A 24,869-nucleotide genomic window follows, 5' to 3' on the forward strand; every position below is an offset into this window, starting at 1 on the left:
CGCCGCCTTCGCGCGCGCACGGTAGCGCGGCGCACGCACGCACGACGGCGCGGGCGGCAATGTGGCGCACGCGCCACGACGGCGCGGCGCGCGCTCACGCCGCCTCGAAGCCGCGTTGCGATGCGACGTTCAAGGGAAATCCACGATCGCCGCGCCGCGCACCGTCGGAACCTTGCGCCTCGTCGTGGGGCGCGGCCGAGCGTAGTATCCCATGGAAAACTACAGGCCGACGCGCCCTGGCGGGTGAGGCGGTGAGGAAAGGGCAACTCATGATCACGAAGACCACGATGGCCATGTTGGGGGTCGCAGCCTCCGGTCTGCTCGCAGGCTGCACGGAGACGCTCGACTCGCAGCAGATCAAGACCGGAGGGATCTCGGCGACCCTGGAGGCCATCGCCGAGAGCGCGTCGTCGACGACCCTGCGGGCCACCCTCAAGGCCGGCGGCGACGAGAGCAACACGTACGTCATCCTGAGCGCGGGAGATCGGATCTCGGCGACCGTGGACGGCGAGGCGGTCGCGATGTCCGCCGAGAGCGATGGGGTCTACGAGGCCGCCGTCGACGTCGGCGCAGGAGGCACCGAGATCAAGGTGCTGCTGGACCGCGACGACGAGGGCGACGACGACGCGACGAACAACGTGGGGACGCTCCCCGATCCGTTCGACCTCGAGGCGCTGCCCAGAGAGCCAGTCCCGCGCGGCGAGGACCTCACGATCGCCTGGGCGCCGAGCGCGTCCGGGGACGACATGGTGATCGACGTGAAGGGCGACTGCATCTTCTCCAAGACGTTCGATGTGGGGGGCGACCCGGGGACGTACACCATCGACGCGGGCGAGCTGGAGGAGACCAGCTCGCAGGAGCCCGAGAGCTGCGACGTGGGCGTCGTGATCCGCCGCTCGCGCAACGGCACGACGGACAACAACCTCGACCCGGAGAGCTCGTTCGAGCTGAGCCAGGTCCGGGGAGGCCGCTTCACCTCGGCCCCCTGAGGCTCAGCCGAACAGCGCGGCGTAGTCGTCCTCGCGGAAGCCCACGAGCACCCGGTTTCCCTTCACCAGCACAGGCCGCTTCACGAGCTTCCCGTCCTCGGTGAGCCACCGCGTGACCTCGTCGTCGCTCGCGGCGTCCACGCGCGCCTTGCCGAGCGCGCGGTAGCTCTGCCCGCTCGTGTTGAGCCACCGGCGCACCGAGAGCCCGCTCGCCGGGACCCACCGGGCGAGCTCTGCGGCCGTCGGCGGCTCATCGACGATGGGGCGCACGGCGACGTCGACGCCGCGCTCGCCGAGCCACTTCAGCGCTCGCTTGCAGGTGCTGCAGCCGGCATAAGAGAGGATCTGGACCTTGCTCATGCCGGGCCTTCTGCCCCCTCGGCCGCGCGACATCAAGCGCGGATGAGCGCGAAAAAGGAGATGGAAAGCGCGCGCATAGCAGGAGAGAAAAAACAGGGCTCCTGTGCAATGCGCCCGGAATGCGCCCGAAGACGGGCAATGCACCGATTGACCGCGGTTCACGGCGCGCCGCCGCCGACGGCGGCGGCGGACGAAATGCCGCATCGCGCGACGGGCCGTCTGGTATAGGGGGCGCGGAAAGGAGCCGCCCCCAGCGGCAGCGCCCCTCGTGATCCGTCTCGATTCCATCAGCAAGCAGCACGGCAAGCAGATCCTCTTCCTCGAGGCCTCCGCGGCGGTGAACCGCGGCGAGAAGGTCGGCCTGGTGGGGCCCAACGGCTCGGGCAAGACGACCATCTTCCGGATGATCACCAAGGAGGAGGCGCCCGACGGCGGCCAGGTCGCCATCGATCGCGGCGTCACCGTCGGCTACTTCAGCCAGGACGTCGGCGAGATGAAGGGCAGGAGCGCCGTCGCCGAGACCATGGACGGCGCCGGCCCGGTCTCCGACGTCGCCGCGGAGCTCCGCGAGCTCGAGGCCGCGCTCGCCGACCCCGAGCGGATGGATGAGATGGAGAGCTTGATCGAGCGCTTCGGGCAGGCCCAGGCCCGCTACGAAGAGCTCGGCGGCTACGCGCTCGACGCCAAGGCGCGCGAGATCCTCGCGGGGCTCGGCTTCAGCCAGGCCACGATGGACGGCGACGTGGGCGCCCTCTCGGGCGGGTGGAAGATGCGCGTCGCGCTCGCCCGCATCCTCCTCATGAGGCCCGACGCGCTCCTGCTCGACGAGCCGACCAACCACCTCGACATCGAGTCGATCATCTGGCTCGAAGGGTACCTGAAGCAGTACGCCGGGGCGCTCGTCATGACCTCCCACGACCGAGAGTTCATGAACCGCATCGTCACCAAGATCATCGAGATCGACGGCGGCGAGCTCACCAGCTACTCCGGCAACTACGAGTTCTACGAGCAGCAGCGCGCCATCAACGAGCAGCAGGCCGAGGCGCAGTACGAGCGCCAGCAGGCGATGCTCGCGAAGGAGATGCGGTTCATCGAGCGCTTCAAGGCCCAGGCCGCCAAGGCGGCGCAGGTCCAGTCGCGCGTGAAGAAGCTGGAGAAGATCGACAAGGTCGAGCCGCCGAAGCGCAGGAGGACGATCCGCTTCGAGTTCAAGCCCGCGCCGCGCTCGGGCGACGACGTGGCGCGGCTCAGCGGGGTGAAGAAGTCCTACGGCGGGCGCTCCATCTACGACGGATTCGACCTCCTGATTCGCCGCCGCGAGCGCTGGTGTGTGATGGGCGTAAACGGCGCCGGCAAATCCACCCTCCTCAAGCTCGTCGCGGGGGCATCCGCCCCGGACGCAGGTGGGGTGAACGTGGGCGCGAGCGTGAAGCTGGGGTATTTCGCGCAGCACGCGATGGAGCTCCTCGACCCGACCCGCTCCGTCTGGGAGTCCATCGTGGCGAGCTTCCCCCAGGCCTCGATCGGCTCGCTCCGCACGCTCGCCGGTGCGTTCGGCTTCTCGGGCGACGACATCGACAAGCCCTGTCGCATCCTGTCCGGCGGCGAGAAGGCGCGCCTCGTGCTCGCGATCATGCTCTATGATCCGCCGAACTTCCTCGTGCTCGACGAGCCGACGAACCACCTCGACATGGCGACGAAGGAGATGCTCGTCGAGGCGCTCTCCTCGTTCGAGGGCACCATGCTGTTCGTCTCGCACGATCGCCGCTTCCTCGCCGCGCTGTCCAACCGCGTCCTGGAGCTCCTGCCCGACGGGCCGCGCGTGTATGGCGGGGGATACCTGGAGTATGTCGCCCAGAGCGGACACGAGGCGCCAGGCATCCGGAGCTGACCCGCGCCCACGTGGCGCTCGCGGCGTGTGGCGCGTGGTGCGCGGCGCGCGCGGCGAGCAAGCTCCGCCCGGGAGCGGCGCTCTCTCGTCGATTTCGTCGATTCGAGTCTGCGCTAGGTGAACACGCGCTCAAGGATTCGCGCTATCGTGAGGTCCCCGATGGATCTGCTCGGTAGACCGAACCCAAAGCGGCTCTCCGACTTCATCCAGCGCCACCACGACGCGCTCCTGGATGCCTGGAAGTACCGAGTCCAGGCGCTCAGCCCTGCGCGGCGGCTGCCGGCGCCGAGGCCGACCGATCACCTGCCGGACATCCTCGCCTACATCGCCGAGGGCACGCGCAGCGCGGGCACGGCGGCCGCGGTCGACCGGAAGCACCGGGGGCTCCCTGGGCTCCACGCGTTGAGCCGGCTCGCCCACGGGTACGATCTCGCCGACGTCGTGATGGAGTACGCGGCGCTCCGCGCCGTGATCCTGGAGCTGTGGGAGCGGGACGGCGGCGGGGACGGGGGGCGTGAGGTCATCCAGCTGAACGGGACGATCGACGAGGCGATCGCCGACGCGGTGTCCCGTTACCAGGCGGCGCGCGTGCGCCTGCTCCAGGCGCTCGACGCCATCTCGACGGCCGCGCTCGGCAGCAGCGATCTGGACACCTTCCTGAAGGCGCTCGTCCGCGCCACCCGGGAGGCGGCGGCCGCAGTGGACGTGGCGATCGTCCTGCTCGGGGACGGGGACGCCCTCGAGGTCCACGCGACCGCGGGCATCGACGACGGGCCGCTGCCCGGGCCCCCGCTAGAGGCGGCGCGGGAGTTCGCCCGCGCCGTCCTCGCGCTGCGCGGGCCCACGTCGCTCGACGCCGTGGCCGGCGGCTTGCCCGTGACCGCGCGGGAAATCCGGGCGAGGGGGCTGCGCGCCGTCTACGGCGTGCCGCTGATCCACGACGGGCACTCCATCGGCGTCGCGATCCTCGGCTCCCGCAACGCCGAGGAGTTCTCCGAGGACGACGCGCTGATGCTGCGCACGATGACCAGCCGGGCGACCGGCATCATCGTGCAGGCGCAGCTCGTCGCGAAGGAGCGCGCGGCGCGGCGCCAGGCGGACGACGCCCGCGCCCTGCTCGCGACCGTTGTCGAGCAGATGCCGGCGGGGCTCGTCATCGCCGAGCCGCCGACGGGGCGCGTCCTCCTCTCGAACCCCCAGGCCGGGGCGATCTTCGGGCTGCCGCTCCTGGAGATCAGCGACATCGATGGATACGCCGTCTGCCGGGGCTTCGACCCTCGGTCGGGCAGGCCGTACGAGGCCCGGGACTGGCCTCTCGCGCGGACGATCACGACCGGCGAGGTCGTGATCGACGAGGAGATCGACATCGTCCGCGACGACGGCGCGCGGGGGCGGATCCTCGTCCGCTCGGCGCCGGTCCGGGATCCGGTCGGGCGCGTGATGGCGGCCGTCGTGACCTTCTTCGACATCACGGAGCGGACGCGCGCCGAGCGGGGGGAGCGCTTCCTGGCCGCCGCGAGCGCCGCCCTCAGCGACACCCTCGACTTCCAGGGAACGCTCGACCGGGTGGGGCACCTGACGGTCCCCGAGCTGGCAGACTGGTGCGTCATCCAGACGATCCCGGACCTCGAGCAGTCGCGCGGGATCACGGTGACGCACACGCGCCCGGAGGAGCTCCAGAGGGCGCGGGCGCTCTTCCGCGAAATGGATCCCCCGCCGCCGCTGACGGCGCTGCTGGAGCGGGCCCTCTGCAGCGAGCGCCCGGAGCTCATCGGGGATCTGTCGCACCCGCTGGTCGCGTCGCTCGACGAGAACGGCGCCTTCCGCCGGTTCGCCCGGGCGCTCGGGATCACGTCGGCCCTGGTGGTCCCGATGGTCGCGCGGGGCCGCACCTTCGGCTGCATCACGCTGGCGACGGCGGGGTCCGGCCGGGTCTACGACGAGGCGGACCTCGCGGTGGCGCACGACCTGGCGCAGCGGGCGGCGCTCGCGGCGGACAACGCCCGCCTGTACGAGGCGGCGCAGCGCGCGATCGAGCTCCGGGACAACGTGCTCGCCACGGTGTCCCACGACCTCAGGAACCCCCTGAGCGCGATCCTCACGGCGGCCGCCGTGATGACGAAGCGCGCGGCGACGCGGGGAGAGAAGGGCGACACGAAGGCGATCCAGGCGATCCAGCGCTCGGCGCACCGGATGGATCGGCTGCTCCACGACCTGCTTGACTTCGCGAGCCTGCGCGCCGGCCGGCTGGCGCTGCGCCGGCAGCCGCAGGATCCGCGGGAGATCGGCAGGGAGGCGGTGGAGACCTTCGAGTCGCAGGCCCAGGAGAAGGGGGTCCAGCTGGGGGTCGTGGCAGGCGACGACGTCCCGCTCGTCACGTGTGATCGTGATCGGGTGCTCCAGGTGCTCACCAACCTCCTGAGCAACGCGCTCCAGGTGACGGGCGCCCAGGGGGCGATCACGCTGCGGTGCGAGCGCAGAGAGGAGCACGTCGTCTTCTCGGTGGCCGACACGGGGCCGGGGATCCCGGAGAACGAGCTGCCCCACCTCTTCGAGCGGTTCTGGCGCGGCCAGCGGAACGGCTACAAAGGCACCGGGCTCGGGCTGGCCATCGCCCGGGAGCTCGTGGCGGCGCACGGGGGGACGATCCACGTGGAGAGCCGCGTGGGGGTGGGGACGACGTTCAGGTTCACGATCCCCGTCATGGACGAGGGGTGAGCGGGGGCGGCGGGCAGACGGGACAGCCGCCGCAGGGGAGGAGTGGACGATCGAGCGCGCCGGTCCCAGGAGTCCTCGGGAAGGAGGAGACATGGGAGTCGATACGACGCACGATCCGCCGGGAGACCCGCGCCTCGCTCACGAGGTCAGCGAGGAGAAGCGGCCTCTCCCACAGGCGGACGTCCCGGGCGTCCGCGGGCCGATCACGCCATCTGGCGAGCTCGAGGACACCCCGCCCGACGAGGTCGATAGCTGGGGCAGCGAAGGCGGCGCCGGCTCGTACGCGGGGGGGCCGATCATCTCGACGACAGCTCCCGGCGCGGAGGGTGCGCCGCGCCCCGGTGCAGCGGGGAAGCCTCGCTGAGCCGCCCGGCCGGCGGGCGCGACGCCAGGGCGACCGGTGAGCGCGCCGCGGACGGGACAGCGAGAAGAAATCAAGTCGACCCGTGATAATTTCAGACGGCTACCGCAAGGCAGGTTGTCGCCGACAATCGCGGTGACAGGGCCCTTGGCGAGCCGCTTCGTCAACGGCAGAATGGGCGCCCTCGACGAGCGAGAAGGAGAGCCCATGTCCAGACGTCGACGGATCAACACCAGCGACATGCCCCGCTCGGGGAACGTGATTCACGTGAGCGCGAGGCAGATGTGGGAGCTCGCGTGGGTGCGGAAGCTGGGTCTCGAGGACATCGAGTGGGACCCGGCGCACTCCTGCGAACACTGCGCGGGCGACGCCCCCCGGCCGCCGCCTCACGGCAGCTGCGCAGACCTGGGCGCGCACCGCTGCATGTAGGCCGGCTCGGGGCAGCCGTCGTGCGTCAGGATCTCGCCGTCCAGGCACTTCACGAGCGCCGCCCGGATGTCGAGGCACCTCCCCCGCCCCGCCTCCACACATCGATGCTCCGTGGTGGTCCCGTTGGCGCAGCCGTCGAGCTGGCCCTCGGGGCACTCGAGGAGCGGCCCGGTCGAACAGTCGTTCTCCCGCGGCTCGCCCGCCGCCACCGTCGACGTCCCCTGGGTCGCCGGTTGCTTGCTGGAGCAAGCCGCGCTCGAGACGAGCGCGAGCCCCGTGAAGAAGAGCCCTGTGAAGAAGAGGCTCAGGCCCCGACGGGGCGAGTCGCTGCGCGTGTTCATGCCGTCGTTCTCCGTGGATGAAGCCCGGCCGCGGACCCCTGACGGCGGGCCGCCGCCCGAGCGGGCGGCAGCGTACTCCACTCCACGTCCACGGGACGACAGGGTCCCGGCCCACGCTCGCCTCGTCCCGCAGGCGCGGCCCAGATCGAGACCCGGTGGCCAGGTCAAAACGCGCCGCCGCCGTGCGCGAGCAGCGCCCACGTGTCGCCGCCCGTCGGGCTCGTCGCGCCGCCGAGGCTCAGGTCGTCGAAGAACGCAGGGCGGAAGTTGAACCGAGCGCCCAGCTTGACGTTGCGCGTGACGAGCCGCTCCACGCCCGCGGTGAGCGGCACCGACAGCGCGAACGCGTCGCCGCCGCGGCCCGCCCAGCCCACGTAGCCCACGCCCCCGACCACGAACGGCTGCACGACCGCCTCGTCGGCGCGCAGGATGTTGTAGCGCAGACCCGCGTCGAGCGAGGTCATCACCAGCGACTTCCCCACGAGCGCGCGCTCGTTCACCGAGCCTGTGTAGTTGGCCTCGACGGCCACGCGCGGCGACATGCTCCCGGTCACCCGGACGTTCCAGCTCGGCCCGACGCCCGCGGCGCCGCCCAGGAAGCCCAGCACGCCGAGGCCGCCCTCCACCGCGACAGTGGGCTCCGGGATGCGCCGGATGAGCGGTTGATCCGCCGGAGGGAGGTTGCCTGTCGGCCGGACCTGCTGATCCCGGCCCGCCGCGCCCTGCGCCTCCGCCGCGCCGGCGAGCGCCATCATTCCGGCGGCGGTCATGGCGGCCGCCGCGAGTCGTTGCGTGCTCATTGCAGTTGTCTCCGGTTGGCTCGTTCCGTCTTCGACGACCGCTTTGTGCACACCGCAGGCCACACGCGGCTGTGCAGCCCAGGCCCCGCGCGCTCCGCCTTGCGCCGCGCAGCCGGCCGCCGCCGAAACCGCGGCGCCACCGAAACCACGGCCCCGCTCGCACGTATCTCGGACATGGGACTCATGGAACCGCGACGCCGAGCGGGCGGGCGAGCGAGGGCGATGGCCCCGATCTCCCTTCCCGGGCGCCTTCCTTCCTGTTCAAGTGGAGACCGCCGCGCGCCCTCGCGCGCGGGCGCGCAACAACCCGAGAGAGCCTGGAGGCGAGCGTGAAGACGATCCGGACAAGGACCTTGCTCCTCCTCGCGCTCGCGGCCGCCGGCCTGGGCGCGGCCGCGTGCCAAGGGGAGCAGCCGAGCCTCGCGCCCGCCGCGACCGAGCTGAAGGCGCCGGAGCCGAAGGCGCCCGCCGCGGCGGCCTTCGCGATCGACCGCGCGGGCAGCAAGGTCGAGCTCGTGATGGAGGCGCCGCAGGAGAAGATCCGGGGGCGGATCGCGGGCGCCGCCGCGGGGACGCTCCAGGTCGACCCCGCCGACATCACGAGGACGACGGGCCTCATCACGGTCGACCTCTCCACGATCGAGCTCTTCCAGACCGCCGTGGGCGATGACGGCAAGCCCGGCGAGGAGAAGAAGAGCGACCTGCAGAACCAGCACGCGCGCACCTGGCTCGAGATCTCGAAGGACACGCCCGACGACGTCCGCGCGAAGAACGAGAAGGCCCAGTTCGCGATCCGGTCGATCTCGACCTCCGGCGAGAAGGATCTCTCGAAGCTGTCCGGCGCGGAGCGGACGGTGACCGTCACGGCGTCGGGCGACCTGCTGCTGCACCAGCGGCAGTCCCCGAGGACCGTGGAGCTCATCGCCACGTTCAGGTACGAGGGCGAAAGGCCCGCGAGCGTCACCGTGAAGACGGCGAAGCCGTTCCCGGTGGGGCTCGCCGAGCACGACGTCCGCCCGCGCGAGGCGTTCGGCAAGCTCGCCCAGAAGACGCTCGAGGTGCTCTCGCCCAAGGTCGCCAAGGAGGCGATGGTGACGCTCGAGCTGACCGCGACCGCCGGCGCGGCCCCCACGGCGGCGGCAGCGGACGGCGGCGCGCGGTGAGCGCGGCGCGCTGCCCGAACGTGGGCCGTTGCGGCGACGCTGCGGCTCTGAGATGACACGGCGGTCCGGAAGCCGCCGGAAGCCGGATGACGCCTCGCCCGCCGGAGGGCGCAGCCCGTCGAGACGACAACGGTGGGCGCAGGCCCATCGAGACGAGAACCAGAGGAGCCACACGATGCTGTCGAAGAAGAGCATTTACGAGACCCTCGCCGCGCTGAGCGCCGGCGCCATGGTGATGAGCGGCTGCGCCGGCGCGCAGGCGCCGGTCAACGCGAGCGAGGTCCCCGCAGAGCAGACCGCCCCGGCCGAGCCCGCGCCGGCGCCCGCGCCGGCCGAGGCCGCCTCCGGCGACGCCGCCGCGGGCGCGAACGTCCCCGCCGCCCCGGCCGAGCCGGCGCCGCCGAGCGACGCGCAGTCCGCCGCGACCTCGCCGCAGGTCGCCCCCACGGCCACCCCGGCGGCCACGGCCGCGCCGCCCGCGCCGCCCACCGCGGCCCCGGCCACCGGCGCCCCGGCCAAGCCCGCCGCCAAGAAGACGGGCGCCGCCGCGAAGAAGCCCGGCCACGCGGGCTGCGGCCAGGGCACCTGCGGCTGATCGCGGCCTCCCGCGCCCTCCCCCTACCCCCATGACCGGCAGCGCGCTCACCGGCGTCGGCCTCGGGCTCCGATGGGAGTTCCTCGACGAGGTGCTCGCGGCGCTCGACGCGCCCGATCAGGGCGCGCGCGACGCGGCGCTACCCGTCCCCTTCTTCGAGCTCTCCCCCGAGAACTACATGCGGCGCGGCGGCTACTTCCCCGCCGCGATCGAGCGCGTCCGGGAGCACCGCCCGATCCTGACGCACGGGCTCACCCTGTCCGTCGGCGGGCTCGATCCGCTCGACGCTGGCTACCTGCGCGCGCTCGGGGGGTTCCTGGAGCGGCTCGATCCCCCCTTCCACAGCGACCACCTCTGCTTCTCCGGGGTCGACGGCGCGTTCCTCCACGACCTGCTGCCGCTCCCGCACACGTCCGCGGCCGCCGCCCACGCCGCGGCCCGCATCCGCGAGGCGGAGGAGCGGCTCGAGCGCCCGATGGCGATCGAGAACATCACCTACTACCTGGTCCCGGGCCGCGCCTCGCTCGACGAGGCCGACTTCCTCGTCGAGGTGCTCGAGCGCGCCGGCTGCCGGCTCCTGCTCGACGTGAACAACGTCTACGTCAACGCCCGGAACCACGGCTTCGACCCGGTCGCGTTCCTGGAGAAGATCCCTCCCGAGCGCGTGGCCGCGATGCACGTCGCGGGGCACGAGTGGCGCGACGACGCGGAGGTCCTCGTCGACACGCACGGCGCGCCGGCCATCGCCCCCGTGCTCGACCTGCTCGCCCGCGCGGTCGCGCGGACCGGGCCGGTGCCGGTCGTGCTCGAGCGGGACAACGACGTACCGCCCCTCGGCGCGCTGCTCGCCGAGCTCGCCGAGGTCGACGCGGCGTACCGGCGCGGGCTCGCCGCGCGGGAGGCGCGAGCATGAGCGGGGCGCGCGAGATGGGCGAGGCGTGCGAGACCGGCGAGACGTCGAACACGCCGCCGCCGGAGCTCGCGGCGCTGGAGCGGGCGCTCCAGCGGAGCGTGACCGCGCCGGACGGCGAGGAGATCGCGGCCGATCCCCGCGCGTGGCTCGCCCGCGCCGGGCTCGAGGGGCCGAACCTCGAGGCGATGGCGGCGCTCCCGCCGAAGCGGCTGCTGCTCTACCGGAGCCTCATCCGCCGCGGGCTGACGGGCGCGATCCGCGCCGGGATCCCGCGGACCGCGGCGCGGCTCGGCGCGCGGTTCGAGGCGGACGTGGCGCGCTTCATCGAGGCGGAGCCGCCCCGGTCGCGCTACCTCCGCGACGTCGCGTTCGAGTTCGTGGGGTTCGCGGCGCCGCGCTGGGCAGGGGATCCGGAGGTCCCCGCGTACCTCGCGGATCTCGCGCGCCACGAGCTGGCCGCCTTCGCGGCGGCGTGCGCCGAGCAGGACGAGGAGGCCGGCGCGGGCGGGGCGTCAGGGCCGCTCGGCGACGAGGCGCCGGCAACACCGGGCGATGATGCGCCGGGGCCCCTGGGCGAAGAAGCGCTGTCGCTCGACCGGGGGGCGCGCTTCCAGCAGGCCGCGGCGCTCGTGCGCTACGAGCACGCGGTCCACAGGCTGCAGGGCGACGCGTCGGCGCGCGACGTGCCGGCCCGCGAGCCCACCCGCCTGCTCGTGTACCGCGACGCCGCGCACGACGTGCGCTTCCTCGAGCTCACCCCGCTCGCGGCCGAGATCCTGGGCCGCCTCCTCGCGGGCGCCGCGCTCGGGGAGGCCGTGGTCGCGGGCTGCGCCGCGCTGGGACACCCGGTCGACGGGCCGGTGCTGGAGAGCACCGCGGCCCTGCTGAGCGATCTCGCCGAGCGCGGGGCGCTCCTCGGGCCGTCGCGATGATCGCCGGCGCGCAGACGGTGTATGCCGTCAGGACCGCCATGGATGAGCTCGCGCTGAACGAAGCGATGGACCGGTACGCGTGCGGCGACGCGCGCGCGTTTCCGGAGCTGCACCGCGCGCTCGCGGCGCGCCTCCTCGCGTACCTCACCCGCATGAGCGGCTCGGAGACGCTCGCGGGCGACCTGACGCAGGAGACGTTCCTGCGGATGCACCGCGCCCGATCGAGCTTCGCCCGCGGCGGCGCCGTCGCGCCGTGGGCCTACGCCATCGCGCGCAACGTCTACCTGGATCACGCGCGCGCCCAGAAGCACCGCGGCACCGAGCGCCTGCCGAGCGATCCGGGCGCGGAGCCGCCGGACGCGCGGGGCGCGGACGCCGAGGCGGTCGCGATCGCCTCCGAGACGGCGCGGGCGGTGGAGCGGACGCTGGCGGACCTGCCGGCGTCGCAGCGCGAGGCGTTCATCCTGATCCGGTACGAGGGGCTCAGCGTGCAGGACGCAGCGGCGGTCCTGGGGACGACCACGAGCGCGGTGAAGCTCCGCGCGTTCCGCGCCTACGAGGCGCTGCGGGCGGCGCTCGACGATCTCAAGCTGCGGCCCGAGGCGGAACCAGGAGGCGCGGAAGAGCGCCGCCGGGGCAAGGGCCAGGGGAGCGTCCGGGGAGGTGCCAATGTCGAATGAGCGCGACTTGCTGAGCGGGCTGAAGGACATCCCCGATCCCGCGGCCCACCTCGCCGCCCGCCCGCCGCCGGCCCGGGTCGACGCGCCGGCCGAGCCGTCGCCGACGCGCCCGACGCGTGAGCGCCGCTCCTGGAGCGCGCTCCTGGCCGGGCTCGGCTGGATCCTGCTCGTGAGCTGGTCGGAAGGCTTCCGCGACGACCTCCCCTCTCTCCGGGTCGCCGTCCCGCTCGCCGTCACGGCGGTGCTCTCCGGTCTCGGCCTGCTGCTCGCGCTGAGCCCGCGCGCCCGGGGCCTGCCGGCCGGTGTGAGGGCGATCCAAACGCTCGTCGTCGCGGTGCCGGCCGGGTTCCTGGCCGCGGCCGTCGCGACTTCGCCCGTGGCCGATCCGCCGGTGCCGCTGGACCAGCACCTCCGGTGCGTCGCCAGCGCCGTCGGCACGGCGGTCCTGCCGTTCGCTCTGGCGGCGCTCGTGCTGCGCCGCTCGTTTCTGTCGGCGCCGGCGTGGCGTGGCGCCGCGATCGGGGCCCTGTGCGGCCTCGGGGTGGTGGTCGGCATCGGGACGCACTGCGACATCGACGATCTCCTCCACATCGCGTTCGCCCACGGCCTCCCGATCGCGTCCGGCGCGCTCCTCGGCGCCGCCGCCGGGTCGCTGCGCGGGCGAGCCTGAGGCGCCGCGCCGCGCCGCGTCGCGCGTCCTCCCCGGCCATCGATCACTGCGAGGCGGCGCGACCGCCGCTGACCTGCCGCAGCGCGCCGCGAAGAGGACGCGCCGTGGCGCTTGCACCGCGGCGCTGGCCAGGTCTAACGCAGGAAGCAGGAGAAACCAGGTCGATGCAGCGCGCGCTCCTCTTTCTGGCGGCGGGACTGTGGCTCGGATGCGGCAGCTCCTGCGCCGGAGCCGCGAACAACGGCGCCACGACGGGCGCGACCGCCGGCGGCGGTGACGGCGCGAACCAGGGCGTCGGCAGCACGAGCGTCGGCAGCGCGAGCGCCAGCAGCACGAGCGGCGGCGGCGCGGGCGGCGGCGGTGGAGCGGGCGGCAACGGCGCGGGCGGCGGCGGCTCGCAGGCCGAACGCGCGTTCGTGGTCTATGTCGGTGGTCACGAGGGGCTCTTCGTCTTCCGCCTCGACGGCGCCGACGGCGCGCTCTCGGCCGTGCAGGGCCCGCTCGACGCCGAGATGAACCCGACCTTCCTCGCCGTCGACCCAGCGCACCAGCGCCTTTTCGCGGCGAACGAGCTGAACGAGGTGGACGGGGAGCTGTCCGGCGCCGTCAGCGCGTTCCGGATCGATCCCCAGGGCGGGACGCTCGAGCTCATCAACAGGGCGTCCTCGAAGGGCGCGGGCCCCGCCCACCTGTCCACGGATCGCTCCGGGCGCTTCGTCCTCGTCGCCAACTACGCCGGCGGGACGGCGGCGGTGCTCCCCGTGGGCCAGGACGGCGCGCTCGGCCAGGCGGTCGACGAGGTGGCCTTCGGTCGCCGGACGAGGTCGCACCACGCCATGACCGATCCGGCGAACCGGTTCGCGTTCGTCACCAACCTCGGGCTCGACGAGATAGCGCAGCTCACCTTCGACGCGGACACGGGCCAGATGGAGCCGAATGACCCGAAAGCCCTCTCGCTCCCCGAGGACACGACGCCCCGACACCTCGAGTTCCACCCGAACGGCCGGTTCGCCTATGTGATCAACGAGTCTGCCGGCTCGATCACCCCCCTGAGCTACGATGCGTCGCGCGGGACGTTCACCGCCATGGCCGCCGTCTCGACCTTGCCCGACGGCGTGAGCGCCGAGGGAAACTTCTCCGCCGAGGTCCAGGTGTCCCCGTCCGGCAAGTTCGTGTACGGGTCGAACCGCGGCCACGACAGCATCGCCATCTTCGCGGTCGATCCCGAGCGTGGCACGCTCACGCCCGCCGGCCATGCCTCGACGCAAGGCATGACGCCTCGCCATTTCCAGATCTCTCCGACAGGCAAGCTGATGCTCGTCGCGAACCAGGACTCGAGCAACATCGTCGCGTTTCGCGTGGACGAGGCGACGGGCGCCCTCGAGCCGACAGGCCGTGTCACCGAGGTCCCCGAGCCCACCTATGTCGGGATCGTGGCCCTGCCCGATCGCTAGGCGGGGTGCCCTCTCTCGGGCCCTCGCGCTGGGGGACGAGCGAGCGTCGGCCCGGCCCCTGCGACGACGTCGATCGCCGGATCGACGCCGCACAGATGCGCGTTGTGGATCCACCACACCCAGCACAGCATGCCGAACGGCAGATAGCCGAAGTACCCGAGCAGCGGCATCTCGAACACGTGCAGCACGTTCACGTAGGGCACGTCGTACTTCCAGAAGTTGGGGTTCTGCGGCGTGCTGTAGAAGTTCCACATCTCGCCGACCAGGTAGTTGAGCGCGCACGCCAGGCCCATCAACACCACCGGCGCCCAGTTCCCGCTGCGGATCGCCGAGAACGGCGTCCAACCGCCCGCGAGCGACACCGCCGCGGCCAGCACCAGCAGCGGGCTCAACCACAGCAGCGGGAACAGCGGCGCGGGCCACAGCACCAGCGCGGCCAGCGACAGGAGGCCGATCCACAACGACCGCCGGACCCCCGCGCGCGACAGCGCGATCTGCGGCCCACGCTCGAAGCGAGCCCGCAGCGGCGCGATCGTCGTCAGCAGTTGATAGACCACGAAGATCGACGGCAACACCGTGGTGAAGGCCAGGCCGAACCACGCCAGGTAGCCGCACCGCGAGAAGATCGCGTCGTTGGGGTAATACCAGTTCGAGCGCGTGAAGTAATTGAGGTACTCGAAGAAGTACCAGCACACGCACGAGGTCACCGCGATCGCCAGCACCGCCGCCGGCCGCCGCGATACAAGCGAGACCCCGCCGGTGCGGCGATAGACCACGCCGTCGAGCGCGAGGATGAAGCCCCACCACTGCGGCACGAAGCTGAACGGCACCAGCGCCGCCGCCTCCAGCGGCTTGCCCCACATCAGCGCCCACGAGGCCGCCGCCAGCAGCGCGCCCGGCACGCACCACGGCGGGAACTGGACCGGCCGGACGCGCGCGGGCCCAGTCGCCGCCGGCGCGGCGAACCCGAACCGCTGCGGCGCGCACAGGAAGCCGAGGATCAGCAGCGCCAGGGCGACGCCGAGGCCGAACACGAACCAGCTGAACCCCGGTACACCCGGGCTCTTCGGCGGTGGGAATACGCCCCACGTGTCGGGCATGTCGCCATGGACCAGCAGGCGGGTAGCGAGCGGCGTCGCCACCAACGAAAGCAGGCCGAAGACGAGCGGAAGCTTGCGGACCTTCGCACGCATCGTCAGTCACGATGTGTATCACGAGCGCCGCACCGGCGTCACCCCTCAGCCATCGTCATGGGCGTGGCCAACTGCGGCTCTCGCTGGGATCGGCGATGCTGCGCACGGCGTCGGCACACGGCCGGCTCGGGGCGCGTCCGGGTCGCCACACCGCCTAGAGGCGCCTCTGCAGCTCTTCGGGAGAGACGTCCTCTATCCGGCTCGGCTTCTTTTGCTTGCGCGCGCTGGAGTCAGGCGAGCTCTGCTGTGCGGATGCCTGTGCGCGCAGCGCTCACGAGGCTCACCATCTCCGACAAAAAGTGAGGGAGAGAGTCGCGCCCGAGAACAAAAGCCCCATGGGCGATCTGCTGTTGCGCGAATCTATCTTTTCTCCGACTGCCTCGGTCGCGGCGAGCGGTCCAGCGAGGAAGGTGTATGCGCGGATCTCGAATCTTCGCGCCTGCCGGCACGGGTTGGCTCTCCGGCGCCTGGGCCGCGGTGCTCGCGCTCCTCCTGACGGCTGCGCCTGCAGCAGCGGCGCCCCTGGAGTCGCCGGCCGTGTCTCCCGAGCTCGCCCTCGGTCCGCCGGTGGAGGGGCCGGCTCCCGTCATCCCGGCCCGTCCGAGTCAGCCGACGTCGCGTTCGGCGGCGCGGGCTACCTCGTGGTCTGGCAGCAGGGCGAGGGCCGTGAAGACGGCGAGATCCGCGCGGCCCGCGTCCGCCGGCGCCAGCGGTGTGGACGGCGCTCCTGTTCCTGGGCCTGGCCATGGCGCGGCGCGCCCGGTCGCGGCCGCGGCGCCCAGCACCGGCCCGGACGCGCACGGCTCCGTTTCCAGCGCTCCGCCACGCTGTGCTCGCGCCGACCCGGCGGGAATCGGACACCGCCGGGGATCACCGCCCGGGATGGCGCTTCGGCTCTTCCCCGGACTTCCGCAGCATCACGATCTTCCCCGTCGGCGTCGCCACGGTCTTCACGAAGGCGGCCCGCTGTCGCCCGAGGACCCAGCTCGCCTCGGCGAGCTCCTCCTCGGCGCGCTGGCCCTTCACCAGCAGCACGATCCCGCTCGGCCGCACGAAGGGCACCGTCAGGGGGATCAGCATGACCAGGCGCCCCACCGCGCGCGCCGTCACCGCGTCGAACGCGCCTTGGAGATCGCCCTTGCCGAGCTGCTCGGCGCGCTCGGCGCGCACCGACACGTTGGTGAGCCCCAGGCCCGAGGCCACCGCGGTGAGGAACGAGGCCTTCTTCTGCGTCGCCTCCACCAGCGTCACCCTCAGATCGGGCCGAGCGATGGCGACCGGAAGGCCGGGGAGGCCCCCGCCCGAGCCGATGTCGGCGAGGCGCGCCCCCGCGCTCAGCTCCTCCAGGAGGGGCAGGAGCGTGAGCGAATCGAGGATGTGTTTCTCCCAGACCTCGACCGGATCCGTGACCGAGGTGAGGTTCATCAGCTCGTTCATCGCGAGCAGGCGCGCGAGGTAATCGCCGAGCCTGGCGATCGTCGCGGCGTCGAGGGTGACGCCGATCGCCGCGAGGCGCTCCGCGAAGCCCTCCGGAGGCGTGAGCGGAGCGGGAGCCGGCAGCGGGAGAGGAGCGCGTTCGTCAGGGGGCATGGACGTCCGCGCACCCTAGCAAGCTCCCCCTCGTGAAGCGCCGCAATTCTCGCGCTCGCCCTCCCCGCCCGCTCCGGGGCCGCCCTTGTGGCGGGTCGCTACACCGCCGAGAGGCGCCTCTGCAGCTCTTCGGGAGAGACGTCCTCGATCCGGCTCGCGAAGGACCAGCGATGGCCGTATGGATCGCGGAGCCAGGCCGTCCGGTCTCCGAACGGCTTGTCCTGCGGCGGGCGATCGATGGTCGCGCCTGCCGCCGCGGCCTGAGCGACGAGCGCGTCCACGTCCTCCACGTAGACGACGACGGCCGGGCTGCTGCCGCCCAGCGTCTCGGGGCTGATGGCGCCGAGCTCGGGATACTCGTCCGACAGGAAGAACCGAGCTCGACCGATGGACAGCTCGGCGTGGCCAATCCGCCCGTCGGGCATCGGGATGCGCGAGTCCTCGCGCGCGCCGAACGCGCGCTTGTAGAACTCGATGGCTTCCGCGGCGCTCCGCGCGCTCAGGTAGGGGAAGCACGTCTGACCTTCGGGGACGGGGTGGACCTTGCTCTTCGTCATCGTCGCGCTCCTTCGTGCTCGTATCGGATCATGGCCTTTCCCGGGGGAACGGCGGGAGTTGCCTTGACGATGAGCGGCGCTCCGCGCGCGCCCGAGCGCCAGGAGGAAGGCGAGCCTCTCCTGGCGCCCGTCGCCTCGGCGATCCGGGTCGGCGCTCATCCTGGAGCATCGCGCCGACCGCGTATTGGAAGAAATTCACCTGCGCGCTCGGCCGTACGCTTGACAAACGCGTAACACATCCGTTACACATCACGCCGATGGACGCGGTTGCCCAGGCGCTGGCGGATCCGATCCGGCGGGAGATCCTGCGGATGCTGCGCGATCGCACCGCCACGGCGGGCGCGATCGCCGGCGCGTTTCCGGTCAGCCGCCCGGCCGTCAGCCGGCACCTGCGCGTGCTGCGCGAGGCGGGCCTGGTGCGCGACGTCCAGTGCGGTCGCGAGCGCGAGTACCGCCTCGAGCTCGGTGCGCTCGCCGACCTCGAGGCGTTCCTGCGAGAGCTACACGCGGCGAGCCCGTGGCACCGCCGGTTCGACGCGCTCGAGACCGAGGTGCAGCGCGTCGGCCGGCAGCGGCGCATGGCGACCGCATCCCCGTCTCACAACGAAGCGAAACGAAGGAAGGAGACCGCATGAGCCCCCGACCCACAGGCCGCGTCCGGAGCACGGCGACAGGCGCCGATCTCGTCATCACGCGCAGCTTTCGCGCCCCCATCGAGGATGTCTGGCAGAGCGTCACCGCCTCCGAGAGCACGGCGCGCTGGATCGGCCCGTGGGAGGGCGAAGCGGGTCCCGGCAAGACGGTGCGCCTTCAGATGGCGTTCGAGCAGGGGGCGCCGTGGTGTGACTTCTCGATCGACACGTGCGAGCCGCCGCATCGCCTCGCGCTCTCGGCCAAGGACGATCACGGCGAGTGGCGGCTCGAGCTGTCGCTCGCGGCGAAGGGCGAGATCACCGAGCTCACCTTCATCCAGCGCCTCGCCGATCCAGCGCTCGCCGGCGATATCGGGCCGGGCTGGGAGTACTACCTCGACATGCTCGTCGCCTCCAGGCTCGGCGAGCCGCTGCCCAGCTTCGCCGACTACTATCCGGCGCAGCGCGACTATTACCTGGGCGACGCGCGCACGCGGGCGTAGCGCGTACTCAGGCGTAGCGCGCGCGGGCGCTCGGCAGAAGTGATCATGATTTCCCCATCTCCTTCGCGGCGCTCCAGCCCTGGACGAGGAGAAGGAGCGGGCTGTGCATTCGCGGCGGCCCGAGATAGGCTCGCGGCATGAAGATCGTCCTTCCGGGCGGGAGCGGACAGGTAGGTCAGATCCTTGCGCGCGCCTTCGCGGCCGACGGACACGAGGTGATCGTCCTGTGCCGCAGCGCGAGCGTGCCCGCGGGGCGGGTCGTGCCGTGGGATGGACGCACGCTCGGTCCCTGGGTCCGAGAGCTCGACGGCGCCGACGTGGTGTTCAACCTCGCTGGCCGGAGCGTGAACTGCCGTTACACGGACGAGAACCTCCGCGCGATGAGGAGCTCTCGTGTGGACTCGACGCGCGCCGTCGGCGAGGCGATCGCCGCCGCCTCACAGCCGCCGCGCGTATGGCTTCAGATGAGCACGGCCACGATCTACGCGCACCGCCACGACGCGCCCAACGACGAGGCGACCGGGCTCCTCGGCGGCGACGAGCCGGACGTCCCCTCGTACTGGCGCAACAGCGTCGAGATCGCCCGAGCGTGGGAGCAGGCGCTGGACGACGCCAAGACGCCGCGCACGCGCAAGATCGCGATCCGCGCTTCCATGGTGATGAGCCCTGATCGCGGCGGCATCTTCGACGTGCTGCTCGGGCTCACCCGGCGGGGCCTCGGCGGTCCGGCCGGCGGAGGGCAGCAGTTCGTGTCGTGGATTCATGATCGCGACTTCGTGCGAGCGACGAGGTTCTTGATCGAGCGGGACGACATCTCCGGGCCGGTCAACCTCGCCTCGCCGGGGCCGCTCCCTTACCGCGATTTCATGCGCGCGCTGCGCGAGGTCTGGGGTATCGGCTTCGGGTTGCCCGCGACGAAATGGATGCTGGAGGTCGGCGCGCTCGTGATGCGCACGGACACCGAACTCGTGCTGAAGAGCCGGCGCGTCGTCCCGGGACGCCTGCGCGAGGCCGGGTTCACGTTCGCCTTCACCGAGTGGTCGTCGGCGGCGCGCGACCTCGTGGCGCGATGGCGGACCGAGAGCTGAGGAGCTGACGCGCTCCCGGTGTGCGCTCCTGAGCTCTCCCGACCCAAGCTCTGTTGATCTGGGCGCGACGGCGATCGTGCCGCGCTTGCCGTCCGCCCCGACCGCCACCGCCGCGCCCGTCCTCGAGCCCCTTGCCGGCGACGCGCCCGAGCTCGGCCAGCGCCATGGCGGCCGCGCCGAGCTCGCCGGCGCACGCGCGCCTGGCGCCGCGCAGTGGGATTGGCAAGCTTTTAGCTAGAGTCATAGCTAGAGAGGGAGAGAGGTGCGGGGGAGGCACAAGGAAGAAGCACGAGAGCTCCCAGCGGGCCCGCGCGCCTTGCACGCTCTTTGCAATCGGCCACAAAAATCGCAACACGGCCTCTTTCATGAAATCCACGCATCATGCGGACCAGAGGAGAAGCAGAGATACACGGACCGCAACACGGATTGCATGGCGATCCCTCGTCCAATCGGCCAGTTGCCAGCGACGACTCGCCTCTTGGCGATACGCGAAACCGGACCAGGGCCGAGCTCGATTCCGTCCCTGCCATCAGCGGTAAACGCTACTTGTTCCGACGATTCTTTCATCCAGAATGAAATCCTTGGAATCGTCGAACGGTGACCGCCTGCTGACCTCCCTTCAGCGCAGACCTCCGATAGACATGGCAGACCGATCGCAAGCCGCACAGTCCCCGACATCGTGCACATGTACGACACCGCCACCAGCGACACGAGCGCCACACACCAGAAGCCTGAGCCACGTTTCGCCCACTCACCATTGCCATGGGGTCGCTCCGATGACGAGAAAGCGCGTCCGTCACTTCACACCCGAGGAGGTGCTCGAAGTCTACGAAGGCCATCCGCTGCGCCTCGAAACCCTGAAGCAACGGCTCGCGGGTGAGCATAAAACTCGGCTCACCGAGGACGATCTCGCGTTCGATGAGGAACGCGAGATCACGGACCAGAATCACGTCGGAGGCGCACCGTTCGTGCTTGAGCTGGCGGAGGCATGTGGCGTCCGCCCTTCGGACCATGTCCTCGATCTCGGCAGCGGCATCGGGGGGCCGGCACGACTCCTTGCCAGCCGTTATGGCTGCCGAGTCCATGGCGTCGACCTGAACCCGCAGCGGCACAGCGACGCCATGGAGCTGACCCGGCTCACAGGGCTTGAGACGACGGTGACCTTTACATGCGCTGACATCATGGCGCTCACGCCAGAACCCGCCTATTCCGTCGTCTGGGGCCAAAACTCATGGATCCACACCGCCGATCCTGTGCGCCTGCTCGAGCTGGCGAGCGGCTGGCTGATTGCTGGCGGACGCGTCGCGTTCGAAGACACCTGCCTCGGCCGAGACCCCGGAAGCCTACAGGAGGAGAACTGGCTGGATACGCTCTCCGATGTTTGGCGGTCAAGCTTCGTGAGCGCGGAGAAGTGGCGCGACGCCTTTGTTTCCGCGGGCCTGCGCGTCGTCGTGGAGGTGGACGTGACTACGCCATTCATCGAGCACTACCAGAAATTCACACAACTCGCCAGCGAGAGCCCCGATTCATACCCGGCGCACGAAGTCGTTGGATGGCGCTGCGCTCGACACCTCGGTGAGGCCGGAGCGCTCTGCTTCATGCGGCTTGTCGGTGTGAAAGATTGACGCCCGTGGGGCGTCAACCTTCCATCGCCGCCTCGAGGAGGCCTTCCTCCATCGCGAAGGGTCTTTCGTCCGCAGACTACCTCAGCTCGTAGACGTCGACCGTGTCCACCATCACATGGGGGACGAGGACGCGTCCACGCTTCGTGTCGTAACCGATGTCCGCGGGCGTCTTCTGCTCGGGAATCGCGACCTCGAAGGTTCCGCCGAGCTTCCCGCGAAGCACCGCCGACGCGTCGTGGCTGGTCACGAGGAACGAGTCACCGAGGGAGATCAGGCCGTCGAGGCGGCCGCCGGGCGCCGTGGCCGTCACGTCCTGCCTGGCGCCCTTCTCGTCGAGGCGGAAGACCTCGGGAGCGCCGCTCGAGCAGACCACGAGCCCCTTGTCGGACCATGCGAGGCCGTTCGGCATGTGCAGGTCGGTGGTCTTCACCAGCGCCCTGGCCTTGCCCTTCTCGATGACGTACATGGCATCGCTCGACGTCGCCTCCAGGGTTCCGGTCGCGGTGATCTTGAAGCCGGAGTCGGACACGTAGACCTTGCCGTCCGGAGCCGCCGCGACATCGTTCAGCAACGTCGTACCGGGGATGGAGATCTCCCCCTTCGGCGCCCCGGTCTTGAGGTCGAACATCCGGACGGTCGTGAGGTCGGCGACGTAGAGCACGCCCTTCGCGATCGCCGAGCCTGTCGGCGCGTCGAGCTTGACCTTGGCCTTGCCGCCCTCGATCCACTTCAGGTTCGTCACCTGACCGTCGGGCGAGAGGACGGAGATGAAGCCGTTGTTGTCCTTGTCGTCCGGATTGCCGTTGATGTTCGAAACGAGGTACCGGTCGTTGTCCGCGTCGTAGAGCACGCTCTCCGGCTTGGCGAAGCCGGTGTACCTGGCGACAGGGCTCGGCGCGGCGAGTTTGGGCGGCTCGGGCGCCGCCGTGGACGCCGCGGGAGGTGCCGGAGCCGCAGGCGGGGGCTCGGCGCTGTTCGTCGCGACGGGCGCGGCGGAAGCGGAAGCCGCCGGTGCCAGCGCGGGCGGCGGGGTCTCCCCCCCGCAGGAGACCATCGCGGCCGCAGCGGCGATGGACGTGAAAATGCCACGGGATCGTGCCACGAGAAGACCTCCGAGCGGCGAATCTACCACAGCGCCGAGCGCTTGCGGCGCAGAGCCGATCCATGGGACTCTCCGTGGGGAAGTTCATAAAAGGCGACGATCTGGACAGACCTGGTCCGCCGGCTTCGGCTGACCACTCGACTGATGGTTAGGCCTCATGAGTACCACGAGAGAAAAGGCACGGTCGTATGCGGTCGCTGCGCACAGGGACCAGCAGTACGGCGACCGTCCGTACTCCTTTCACCTGGATGCAGTAGCGGCGACCGCATGAGCAGAGAGAGCAAGGTTCTGGAGCCGGAGGTCGAACAGAAGCTGGTCGCCGCGTGGCCTTCCGAGGAAGACCGCGCTGCGGCGCGCGCCGCGCTCAGCCGCTACGGCGTCGAATCGTACGAGCGGGAGACCGCGCGCGTCCGTCTGGCGATCATCAAGCTCAGCGGAGACGCCCTCGGGGCGCTTCGCCGGATGACCGACGCCGCGAAGGGCGACTACCGCGATGTCTTGATGTGGGCCGAGTCCCCGGAGGAGGCAAAGGCACTCTGGGCAGTGAATCCGGACCTCACCGACGAACAACGCCATGAGCTCGAGGCCATCAGGCGTCGCGACCGAGCGCAGATGGACGCCTGGCGAGGGAAATCCGAGAAGTGATCATGATTTCCCCATGGCCGCGCGTCGCCCTCAGAACGTGGCGTCGAGCTGGAGGCGACCGACGTGGCGGGCCTCGGCGGTGTCCTTGCCGAAGATGTAGAAATAATCGCCCTGGATCTTCAGGGCATACCCGTTCACATAGTAATTGAGCCCGCCGCCGACCTGCTTTCCCTGCGTGTCGACGAGGTCGACGAGCTTCGGATCGGTGCCGCGCTCCGCGAAGATCTGGTCCCAGCGCGCGGCGACCTCGACCCGCTCGGTCAGCAGGAAGCCCGACTGGACGAAGTAGCCGTACCCCGACCGGGTCCACTCCCGCACGGGCGCGCCGTCGACCTCGCCCTCGAAGGAATCCCGCTCGGCGTGGCGCACCACGGCCTCGGCCGAGAGCGAGAAGCCGGCGTATTTGAAGACGAGATCCGCCGCGCCGTGCAGGTAGTCGGCCGCGCCGTGCGCGAGCGTCGTGCCATAGGTGCTGTTCTGGCGGTTGGTCTGGTGGTTGTAGGCGCCCGCGACGCCCACCGCGAGCCGGGGCTTCGCCTCGCGAGAGAGGTCGCCCTCCTGGTCGTCGTCGAACGCGCCGAACGGGCGGACCGCGAGCCGCGCCACCGCGAGCGGGCCGTGCTTCTGGCCGCCGAAGCGATTGCGCCCCTCGCCGCCGCCCACGAAGAGGTTGTACGACAGCTTGCCTCCCAGGCCGAAGAGATCGGGCGATGAGAGCATCAGGCCGACGTCGCGATCGAGCGTGAACTCGCGGACGGCGATCTGGCGATCGACCAGCTGGAGGGTGAACTCGCGCGTGGTCCGCGCCCGGTCGAACGGGACGAAGAACTGGCCGACACGCACGTTGAGATCGCGGATCCCGGTGTACTCGACGAAGGCGTCGAAGACGGGAGAGGGGCTGTCCTTCTCGAAGTCGTTGCCGCCGAAGGCGAGCTGCACGGTGTACTTGAGATCGGGCGAGAGGACATGGCCGCTCGTCGTGAGGCGCACCGTCTTCACGTTGATCTCGTTCGTGTCGTCCTCTGCCGTGTGCGTGATGGTCTCGCGGAGCTGCACGCGGGCCCGGATCGTGGACGAGAACTTGTCGTCCGCCGTCTTGACGGTGAAGCCCTTTCCAGGAGCCGCCGTCACCTTGACGCCGCTTCCCTTGTCCTTCGCCGCCTCCGCCTGCTGCTTCTCCGCGCTGGCCCGCTCCTCGGCGGCCGCCTTGCGCTCCGCCTCGAGGCGCTCGATCAGCCCGCGCTGCTGCTGCTCGAGCTCCGCGACCCGGCGGCTCAGCGGCTCGACGCCGGCCGCCGCACCGGTCTCCTGCGGCGCCGGGGCCGGAAGCGGCGCCGGGGCCTGGGGCGGCGCCGCGGGCTGCTGAGCGGACGCCTGGGAGGGGAGCGCGGCGACGACGAGCGAGAGCGCCGCTGCCGCGCGGACCGTGTGCGACTTCTTTCCGTTGATCGATTTCAAGCGCGTTGTTCCTCGGATCAAACCTGCTGCTGACGACGCACGGCGCGCGGCGCTCGGCGCGCACGGCCGGCAACGGCCGCCGGCGCGAAGGCGCACCACGCCCTCGCAGGCGGCGGCCCCTCACTCCCCGGCCTGCGCTCCGCGTCCCACGCACGACGCGCAGACGAGAGGCCGCGGTCA

25 protein-coding genes are annotated in these 24,869 nt (G+C 71.3%); 17 read left to right on the forward strand and 8 right to left on the reverse strand.

The features are described 5' to 3' along the window. Positions 1 to 269: 269 nt before the first annotated feature. Complete coding sequence (locus WME97_RS32585) at positions 270 to 989, forward strand: hypothetical protein (protein WP_437543221.1); 720 nt, start codon at positions 270 to 272, stop codon at positions 987 to 989. A 3-nt stretch (positions 990 to 992) separates the two neighbouring features. Here the strand turns inward: WME97_RS32585 and WME97_RS32590 are convergent, their stop codons facing one another. Continuing rightward, the gene (locus tag WME97_RS32590) at positions 993 to 1,349 is read right to left on the reverse strand and encodes a Spx/MgsR family RNA polymerase-binding regulatory protein (protein WP_437543223.1); all 357 of its coding nucleotides are present in this window, start codon (positions 1,347 to 1,349) and stop codon (positions 993 to 995) included. Positions 1,350 to 1,617: 268 nt separating this feature from the next. Here WME97_RS32590 and abc-f point away from each other — a divergent pair, with 268 nt between their 5' ends. From abc-f to WME97_RS32610, 4 genes are all read left to right on the forward strand, one after another. Next, positions 1,618 to 3,240, forward strand: a complete 1,623-nt coding sequence (abc-f, locus tag WME97_RS32595) for a ribosomal protection-like ABC-F family protein (protein ID WP_437543225.1) — start codon at positions 1,618 to 1,620, stop codon at positions 3,238 to 3,240. A 147-nt stretch (positions 3,241 to 3,387) separates the two neighbouring features. Beyond that, a complete protein-coding gene (locus WME97_RS32600) occupies positions 3,388 to 5,958 on the forward strand; it encodes an ATP-binding protein (RefSeq protein ID WP_437543227.1) in 2,571 nt (856 codons plus the stop codon). A 91-nt stretch (positions 5,959 to 6,049) separates the two neighbouring features. Continuing rightward, positions 6,050 to 6,322, forward strand: coding sequence for a hypothetical protein (locus WME97_RS32605; protein ID WP_437543229.1), 273 nt, complete (start codon positions 6,050 to 6,052; stop codon positions 6,320 to 6,322). 204 nt (positions 6,323 to 6,526) lie between these two features. After that, positions 6,527 to 6,748 carry a hypothetical protein gene (locus WME97_RS32610; RefSeq protein ID WP_437543230.1) on the forward strand — a complete coding sequence of 74 codons (222 nt, stop codon included), beginning with the start codon at positions 6,527 to 6,529 and terminating at the stop codon, positions 6,746 to 6,748. On the opposite strand, the gene WME97_RS32615 is transcribed toward WME97_RS32610, so the two are convergent. Both WME97_RS32615 and WME97_RS32620 read right to left on the reverse strand, forming a co-directional pair. Continuing rightward, entirely contained in the window at positions 6,706 to 7,089 is a 384-nt protein-coding gene (locus tag WME97_RS32615; RefSeq protein ID WP_437543232.1) for a hypothetical protein, read from the reverse strand. The genes WME97_RS32610 and WME97_RS32615 overlap by 43 nt on opposite strands. A gap of 164 nt (positions 7,090 to 7,253) precedes the next feature. Then, positions 7,254 to 7,889: a hypothetical protein gene (locus tag WME97_RS32620; protein WP_437543235.1), complete on the reverse strand. Its 636-nt coding sequence runs from the start codon at positions 7,887 to 7,889 to the stop codon at positions 7,254 to 7,256. A gap of 329 nt (positions 7,890 to 8,218) precedes the next feature. Here WME97_RS32620 and WME97_RS32625 point away from each other — a divergent pair, with 329 nt between their 5' ends. The 7 genes from WME97_RS32625 to WME97_RS32655 all read left to right on the forward strand — a co-directional run bounded on the left by WME97_RS32625 (position 8,219) and on the right by WME97_RS32655 (position 14,296). Further along, positions 8,219 to 9,052: a hypothetical protein gene (locus tag WME97_RS32625; protein WP_437543237.1), complete on the forward strand. Its 834-nt coding sequence runs from the start codon at positions 8,219 to 8,221 to the stop codon at positions 9,050 to 9,052. A 175-nt stretch (positions 9,053 to 9,227) separates the two neighbouring features. Continuing rightward, on the forward strand, positions 9,228 to 9,647 hold the full coding sequence (locus WME97_RS32630) for a hypothetical protein (RefSeq protein ID WP_437543239.1): 420 nt from the start codon (positions 9,228 to 9,230) through the stop codon (positions 9,645 to 9,647). Between the two features lie 31 nt (positions 9,648 to 9,678). Further along, on the forward strand, positions 9,679 to 10,560 hold the full coding sequence (locus WME97_RS32635) for a DUF692 domain-containing protein (protein WP_437543241.1): 882 nt from the start codon (positions 9,679 to 9,681) through the stop codon (positions 10,558 to 10,560). Then, positions 10,557 to 11,492 carry an HvfC/BufC N-terminal domain-containing protein gene (locus tag WME97_RS32640; protein WP_437543244.1) on the forward strand — a complete coding sequence of 312 codons (936 nt, stop codon included), beginning with the start codon at positions 10,557 to 10,559 and terminating at the stop codon, positions 11,490 to 11,492. The genes WME97_RS32635 and WME97_RS32640 overlap by 4 nt, the downstream gene beginning before the upstream one ends. Further along, positions 11,489 to 12,172, forward strand: coding sequence for an RNA polymerase sigma factor (locus WME97_RS32645; RefSeq protein WP_437543247.1), 684 nt, complete (start codon positions 11,489 to 11,491; stop codon positions 12,170 to 12,172). Before WME97_RS32640 ends, WME97_RS32645 begins: the two co-directional genes overlap by 4 nt. Then, positions 12,162 to 12,842 carry an NrsF family protein gene (locus WME97_RS32650; protein ID WP_437543249.1) on the forward strand — a complete coding sequence of 227 codons (681 nt, stop codon included), beginning with the start codon at positions 12,162 to 12,164 and terminating at the stop codon, positions 12,840 to 12,842. The genes WME97_RS32645 and WME97_RS32650 overlap by 11 nt, the downstream gene beginning before the upstream one ends. Positions 12,843 to 13,006: 164 nt before the next feature. After that, the gene (locus WME97_RS32655; protein ID WP_437543251.1) at positions 13,007 to 14,296 is read left to right on the forward strand and encodes a lactonase family protein; all 1,290 of its coding nucleotides are present in this window, start codon (positions 13,007 to 13,009) and stop codon (positions 14,294 to 14,296) included. Here the strand turns inward: WME97_RS32655 and WME97_RS32660 are convergent. The 3 genes from WME97_RS32660 to WME97_RS32670 all read right to left on the reverse strand — a co-directional run bounded on the left by WME97_RS32660 (position 14,293) and on the right by WME97_RS32670 (position 17,636). Then, complete coding sequence (locus tag WME97_RS32660) at positions 14,293 to 15,438, reverse strand: small-conductance mechanosensitive channel (RefSeq protein WP_437543253.1); 1,146 nt, start codon at positions 15,436 to 15,438, stop codon at positions 14,293 to 14,295. The two genes, WME97_RS32655 and WME97_RS32660, sit on opposite strands and share 4 nt — an antisense overlap. Positions 15,439 to 16,359: 921 nt before the next feature. Next, entirely contained in the window at positions 16,360 to 17,079 is a 720-nt protein-coding gene (gene rsmG, locus WME97_RS32665) for a 16S rRNA (guanine(527)-N(7))-methyltransferase RsmG (RefSeq protein ID WP_437543256.1), read from the reverse strand. A gap of 98 nt (positions 17,080 to 17,177) precedes the next feature. Beyond that, the gene (locus WME97_RS32670; RefSeq protein WP_437543258.1) at positions 17,178 to 17,636 is read right to left on the reverse strand and encodes a VOC family protein; all 459 of its coding nucleotides are present in this window, start codon (positions 17,634 to 17,636) and stop codon (positions 17,178 to 17,180) included. 257 nt (positions 17,637 to 17,893) lie between these two features. Between WME97_RS32670 and WME97_RS32675 the strand changes: the two genes are divergently transcribed. The 4 genes from WME97_RS32675 to WME97_RS32690 all read left to right on the forward strand — a co-directional run bounded on the left by WME97_RS32675 (position 17,894) and on the right by WME97_RS32690 (position 21,484). After that, positions 17,894 to 18,271 carry an ArsR/SmtB family transcription factor gene (locus tag WME97_RS32675; RefSeq protein ID WP_437543260.1) on the forward strand — a complete coding sequence of 126 codons (378 nt, stop codon included), beginning with the start codon at positions 17,894 to 17,896 and terminating at the stop codon, positions 18,269 to 18,271. Beyond that, positions 18,268 to 18,771, forward strand: a complete 504-nt coding sequence (locus WME97_RS32680; RefSeq protein WP_437543262.1) for an SRPBCC family protein — start codon at positions 18,268 to 18,270, stop codon at positions 18,769 to 18,771. The genes WME97_RS32675 and WME97_RS32680 overlap by 4 nt, the downstream gene beginning before the upstream one ends. 137 nt (positions 18,772 to 18,908) lie before the next feature. Beyond that, entirely contained in the window at positions 18,909 to 19,859 is a 951-nt protein-coding gene (locus tag WME97_RS32685; protein ID WP_437543264.1) for an epimerase, read from the forward strand. Positions 19,860 to 20,635: 776 nt separating this feature from the next. Continuing rightward, a complete protein-coding gene (locus WME97_RS32690; RefSeq protein ID WP_437543266.1) occupies positions 20,636 to 21,484 on the forward strand; it encodes an SAM-dependent methyltransferase in 849 nt (282 codons plus the stop codon). 76 nt (positions 21,485 to 21,560) lie between these two features. On the opposite strand, the gene WME97_RS32695 is transcribed toward WME97_RS32690, so the two are convergent. Continuing rightward, positions 21,561 to 22,586: an SMP-30/gluconolactonase/LRE family protein gene (locus tag WME97_RS32695; protein WP_437543268.1), complete on the reverse strand. Its 1,026-nt coding sequence runs from the start codon at positions 22,584 to 22,586 to the stop codon at positions 21,561 to 21,563. 144 nt (positions 22,587 to 22,730) lie between these two features. On the opposite strand from WME97_RS32695, the gene WME97_RS32700 reads away from it, so the two are divergent. Further along, entirely contained in the window at positions 22,731 to 23,231 is a 501-nt protein-coding gene (locus WME97_RS32700) for a hypothetical protein (RefSeq protein WP_437543270.1), read from the forward strand. A gap of 30 nt (positions 23,232 to 23,261) precedes the next feature. On the opposite strand, the gene WME97_RS32705 is transcribed toward WME97_RS32700, so the two are convergent. Next, the gene (locus tag WME97_RS32705) at positions 23,262 to 24,689 is read right to left on the reverse strand and encodes a porin (protein WP_437543272.1); all 1,428 of its coding nucleotides are present in this window, start codon (positions 24,687 to 24,689) and stop codon (positions 23,262 to 23,264) included. Between the last annotated feature and the right edge of the window lie 180 nt (positions 24,690 to 24,869).

The organism is Sorangium sp. So ce367, assembly GCF_051520455.1.
GTDB classification, from domain to species: Bacteria; Myxococcota_A; Polyangia; order Polyangiales; family Polyangiaceae; genus Sorangium; species Sorangium cellulosum_B.

Excerpts from the sequence above, each read along its gene's own strand:
- WME97_RS32655 (WP_437543251.1), top strand. The coding sequence starts at position 13,007 with ATGCAGCGCGCGCTCCTCTTTCTGGCGGCGGGACTGTGGCTCGGATGC.
- WME97_RS32610 (WP_437543230.1), top strand. The coding sequence starts at position 6,527 with ATGTCCAGACGTCGACGGATCAACACCAGCGACATGCCCCGCTCGGGG.
- WME97_RS32650 (WP_437543249.1), top strand. The coding sequence starts at position 12,162 with ATGTCGAATGAGCGCGACTTGCTGAGCGGGCTGAAGGACATCCCCGAT.
- WME97_RS32605 (WP_437543229.1), top strand. The coding sequence starts at position 6,050 with ATGGGAGTCGATACGACGCACGATCCGCCGGGAGACCCGCGCCTCGCT.
- WME97_RS32615 (WP_437543232.1), bottom strand. The coding sequence starts at position 7,089 with ATGAACACGCGCAGCGACTCGCCCCGTCGGGGCCTGAGCCTCTTCTTC.
- WME97_RS32590 (WP_437543223.1), bottom strand. The coding sequence starts at position 1,349 with ATGAGCAAGGTCCAGATCCTCTCTTATGCCGGCTGCAGCACCTGCAAG.
- WME97_RS32630 (WP_437543239.1), top strand. The coding sequence starts at position 9,228 with ATGCTGTCGAAGAAGAGCATTTACGAGACCCTCGCCGCGCTGAGCGCC.
- WME97_RS32670 (WP_437543258.1), bottom strand. The coding sequence starts at position 17,636 with ATGACGAAGAGCAAGGTCCACCCCGTCCCCGAAGGTCAGACGTGCTTC.
- WME97_RS32645 (WP_437543247.1), top strand. The coding sequence starts at position 11,489 with ATGATCGCCGGCGCGCAGACGGTGTATGCCGTCAGGACCGCCATGGAT.
- WME97_RS32685 (WP_437543264.1), top strand. The coding sequence starts at position 18,909 with ATGAAGATCGTCCTTCCGGGCGGGAGCGGACAGGTAGGTCAGATCCTT.
- WME97_RS32675 (WP_437543260.1), top strand. The coding sequence starts at position 17,894 with ATGGACGCGGTTGCCCAGGCGCTGGCGGATCCGATCCGGCGGGAGATC.
- WME97_RS32680 (WP_437543262.1), top strand. The coding sequence starts at position 18,268 with ATGAGCCCCCGACCCACAGGCCGCGTCCGGAGCACGGCGACAGGCGCC.
- WME97_RS32620 (WP_437543235.1), bottom strand. The coding sequence starts at position 7,889 with ATGAGCACGCAACGACTCGCGGCGGCCGCCATGACCGCCGCCGGAATG.
- WME97_RS32690 (WP_437543266.1), top strand. The coding sequence starts at position 20,636 with ATGACGAGAAAGCGCGTCCGTCACTTCACACCCGAGGAGGTGCTCGAA.
- WME97_RS32585 (WP_437543221.1), top strand. The coding sequence starts at position 270 with ATGATCACGAAGACCACGATGGCCATGTTGGGGGTCGCAGCCTCCGGT.
- WME97_RS32640 (WP_437543244.1), top strand. The coding sequence starts at position 10,557 with ATGAGCGGGGCGCGCGAGATGGGCGAGGCGTGCGAGACCGGCGAGACG.
- rsmG (WP_437543256.1), bottom strand. The coding sequence starts at position 17,079 with ATGCCCCCTGACGAACGCGCTCCTCTCCCGCTGCCGGCTCCCGCTCCG.
- WME97_RS32700 (WP_437543270.1), top strand. The coding sequence starts at position 22,731 with ATGGTTAGGCCTCATGAGTACCACGAGAGAAAAGGCACGGTCGTATGC.
- WME97_RS32635 (WP_437543241.1), top strand. The coding sequence starts at position 9,679 with ATGACCGGCAGCGCGCTCACCGGCGTCGGCCTCGGGCTCCGATGGGAG.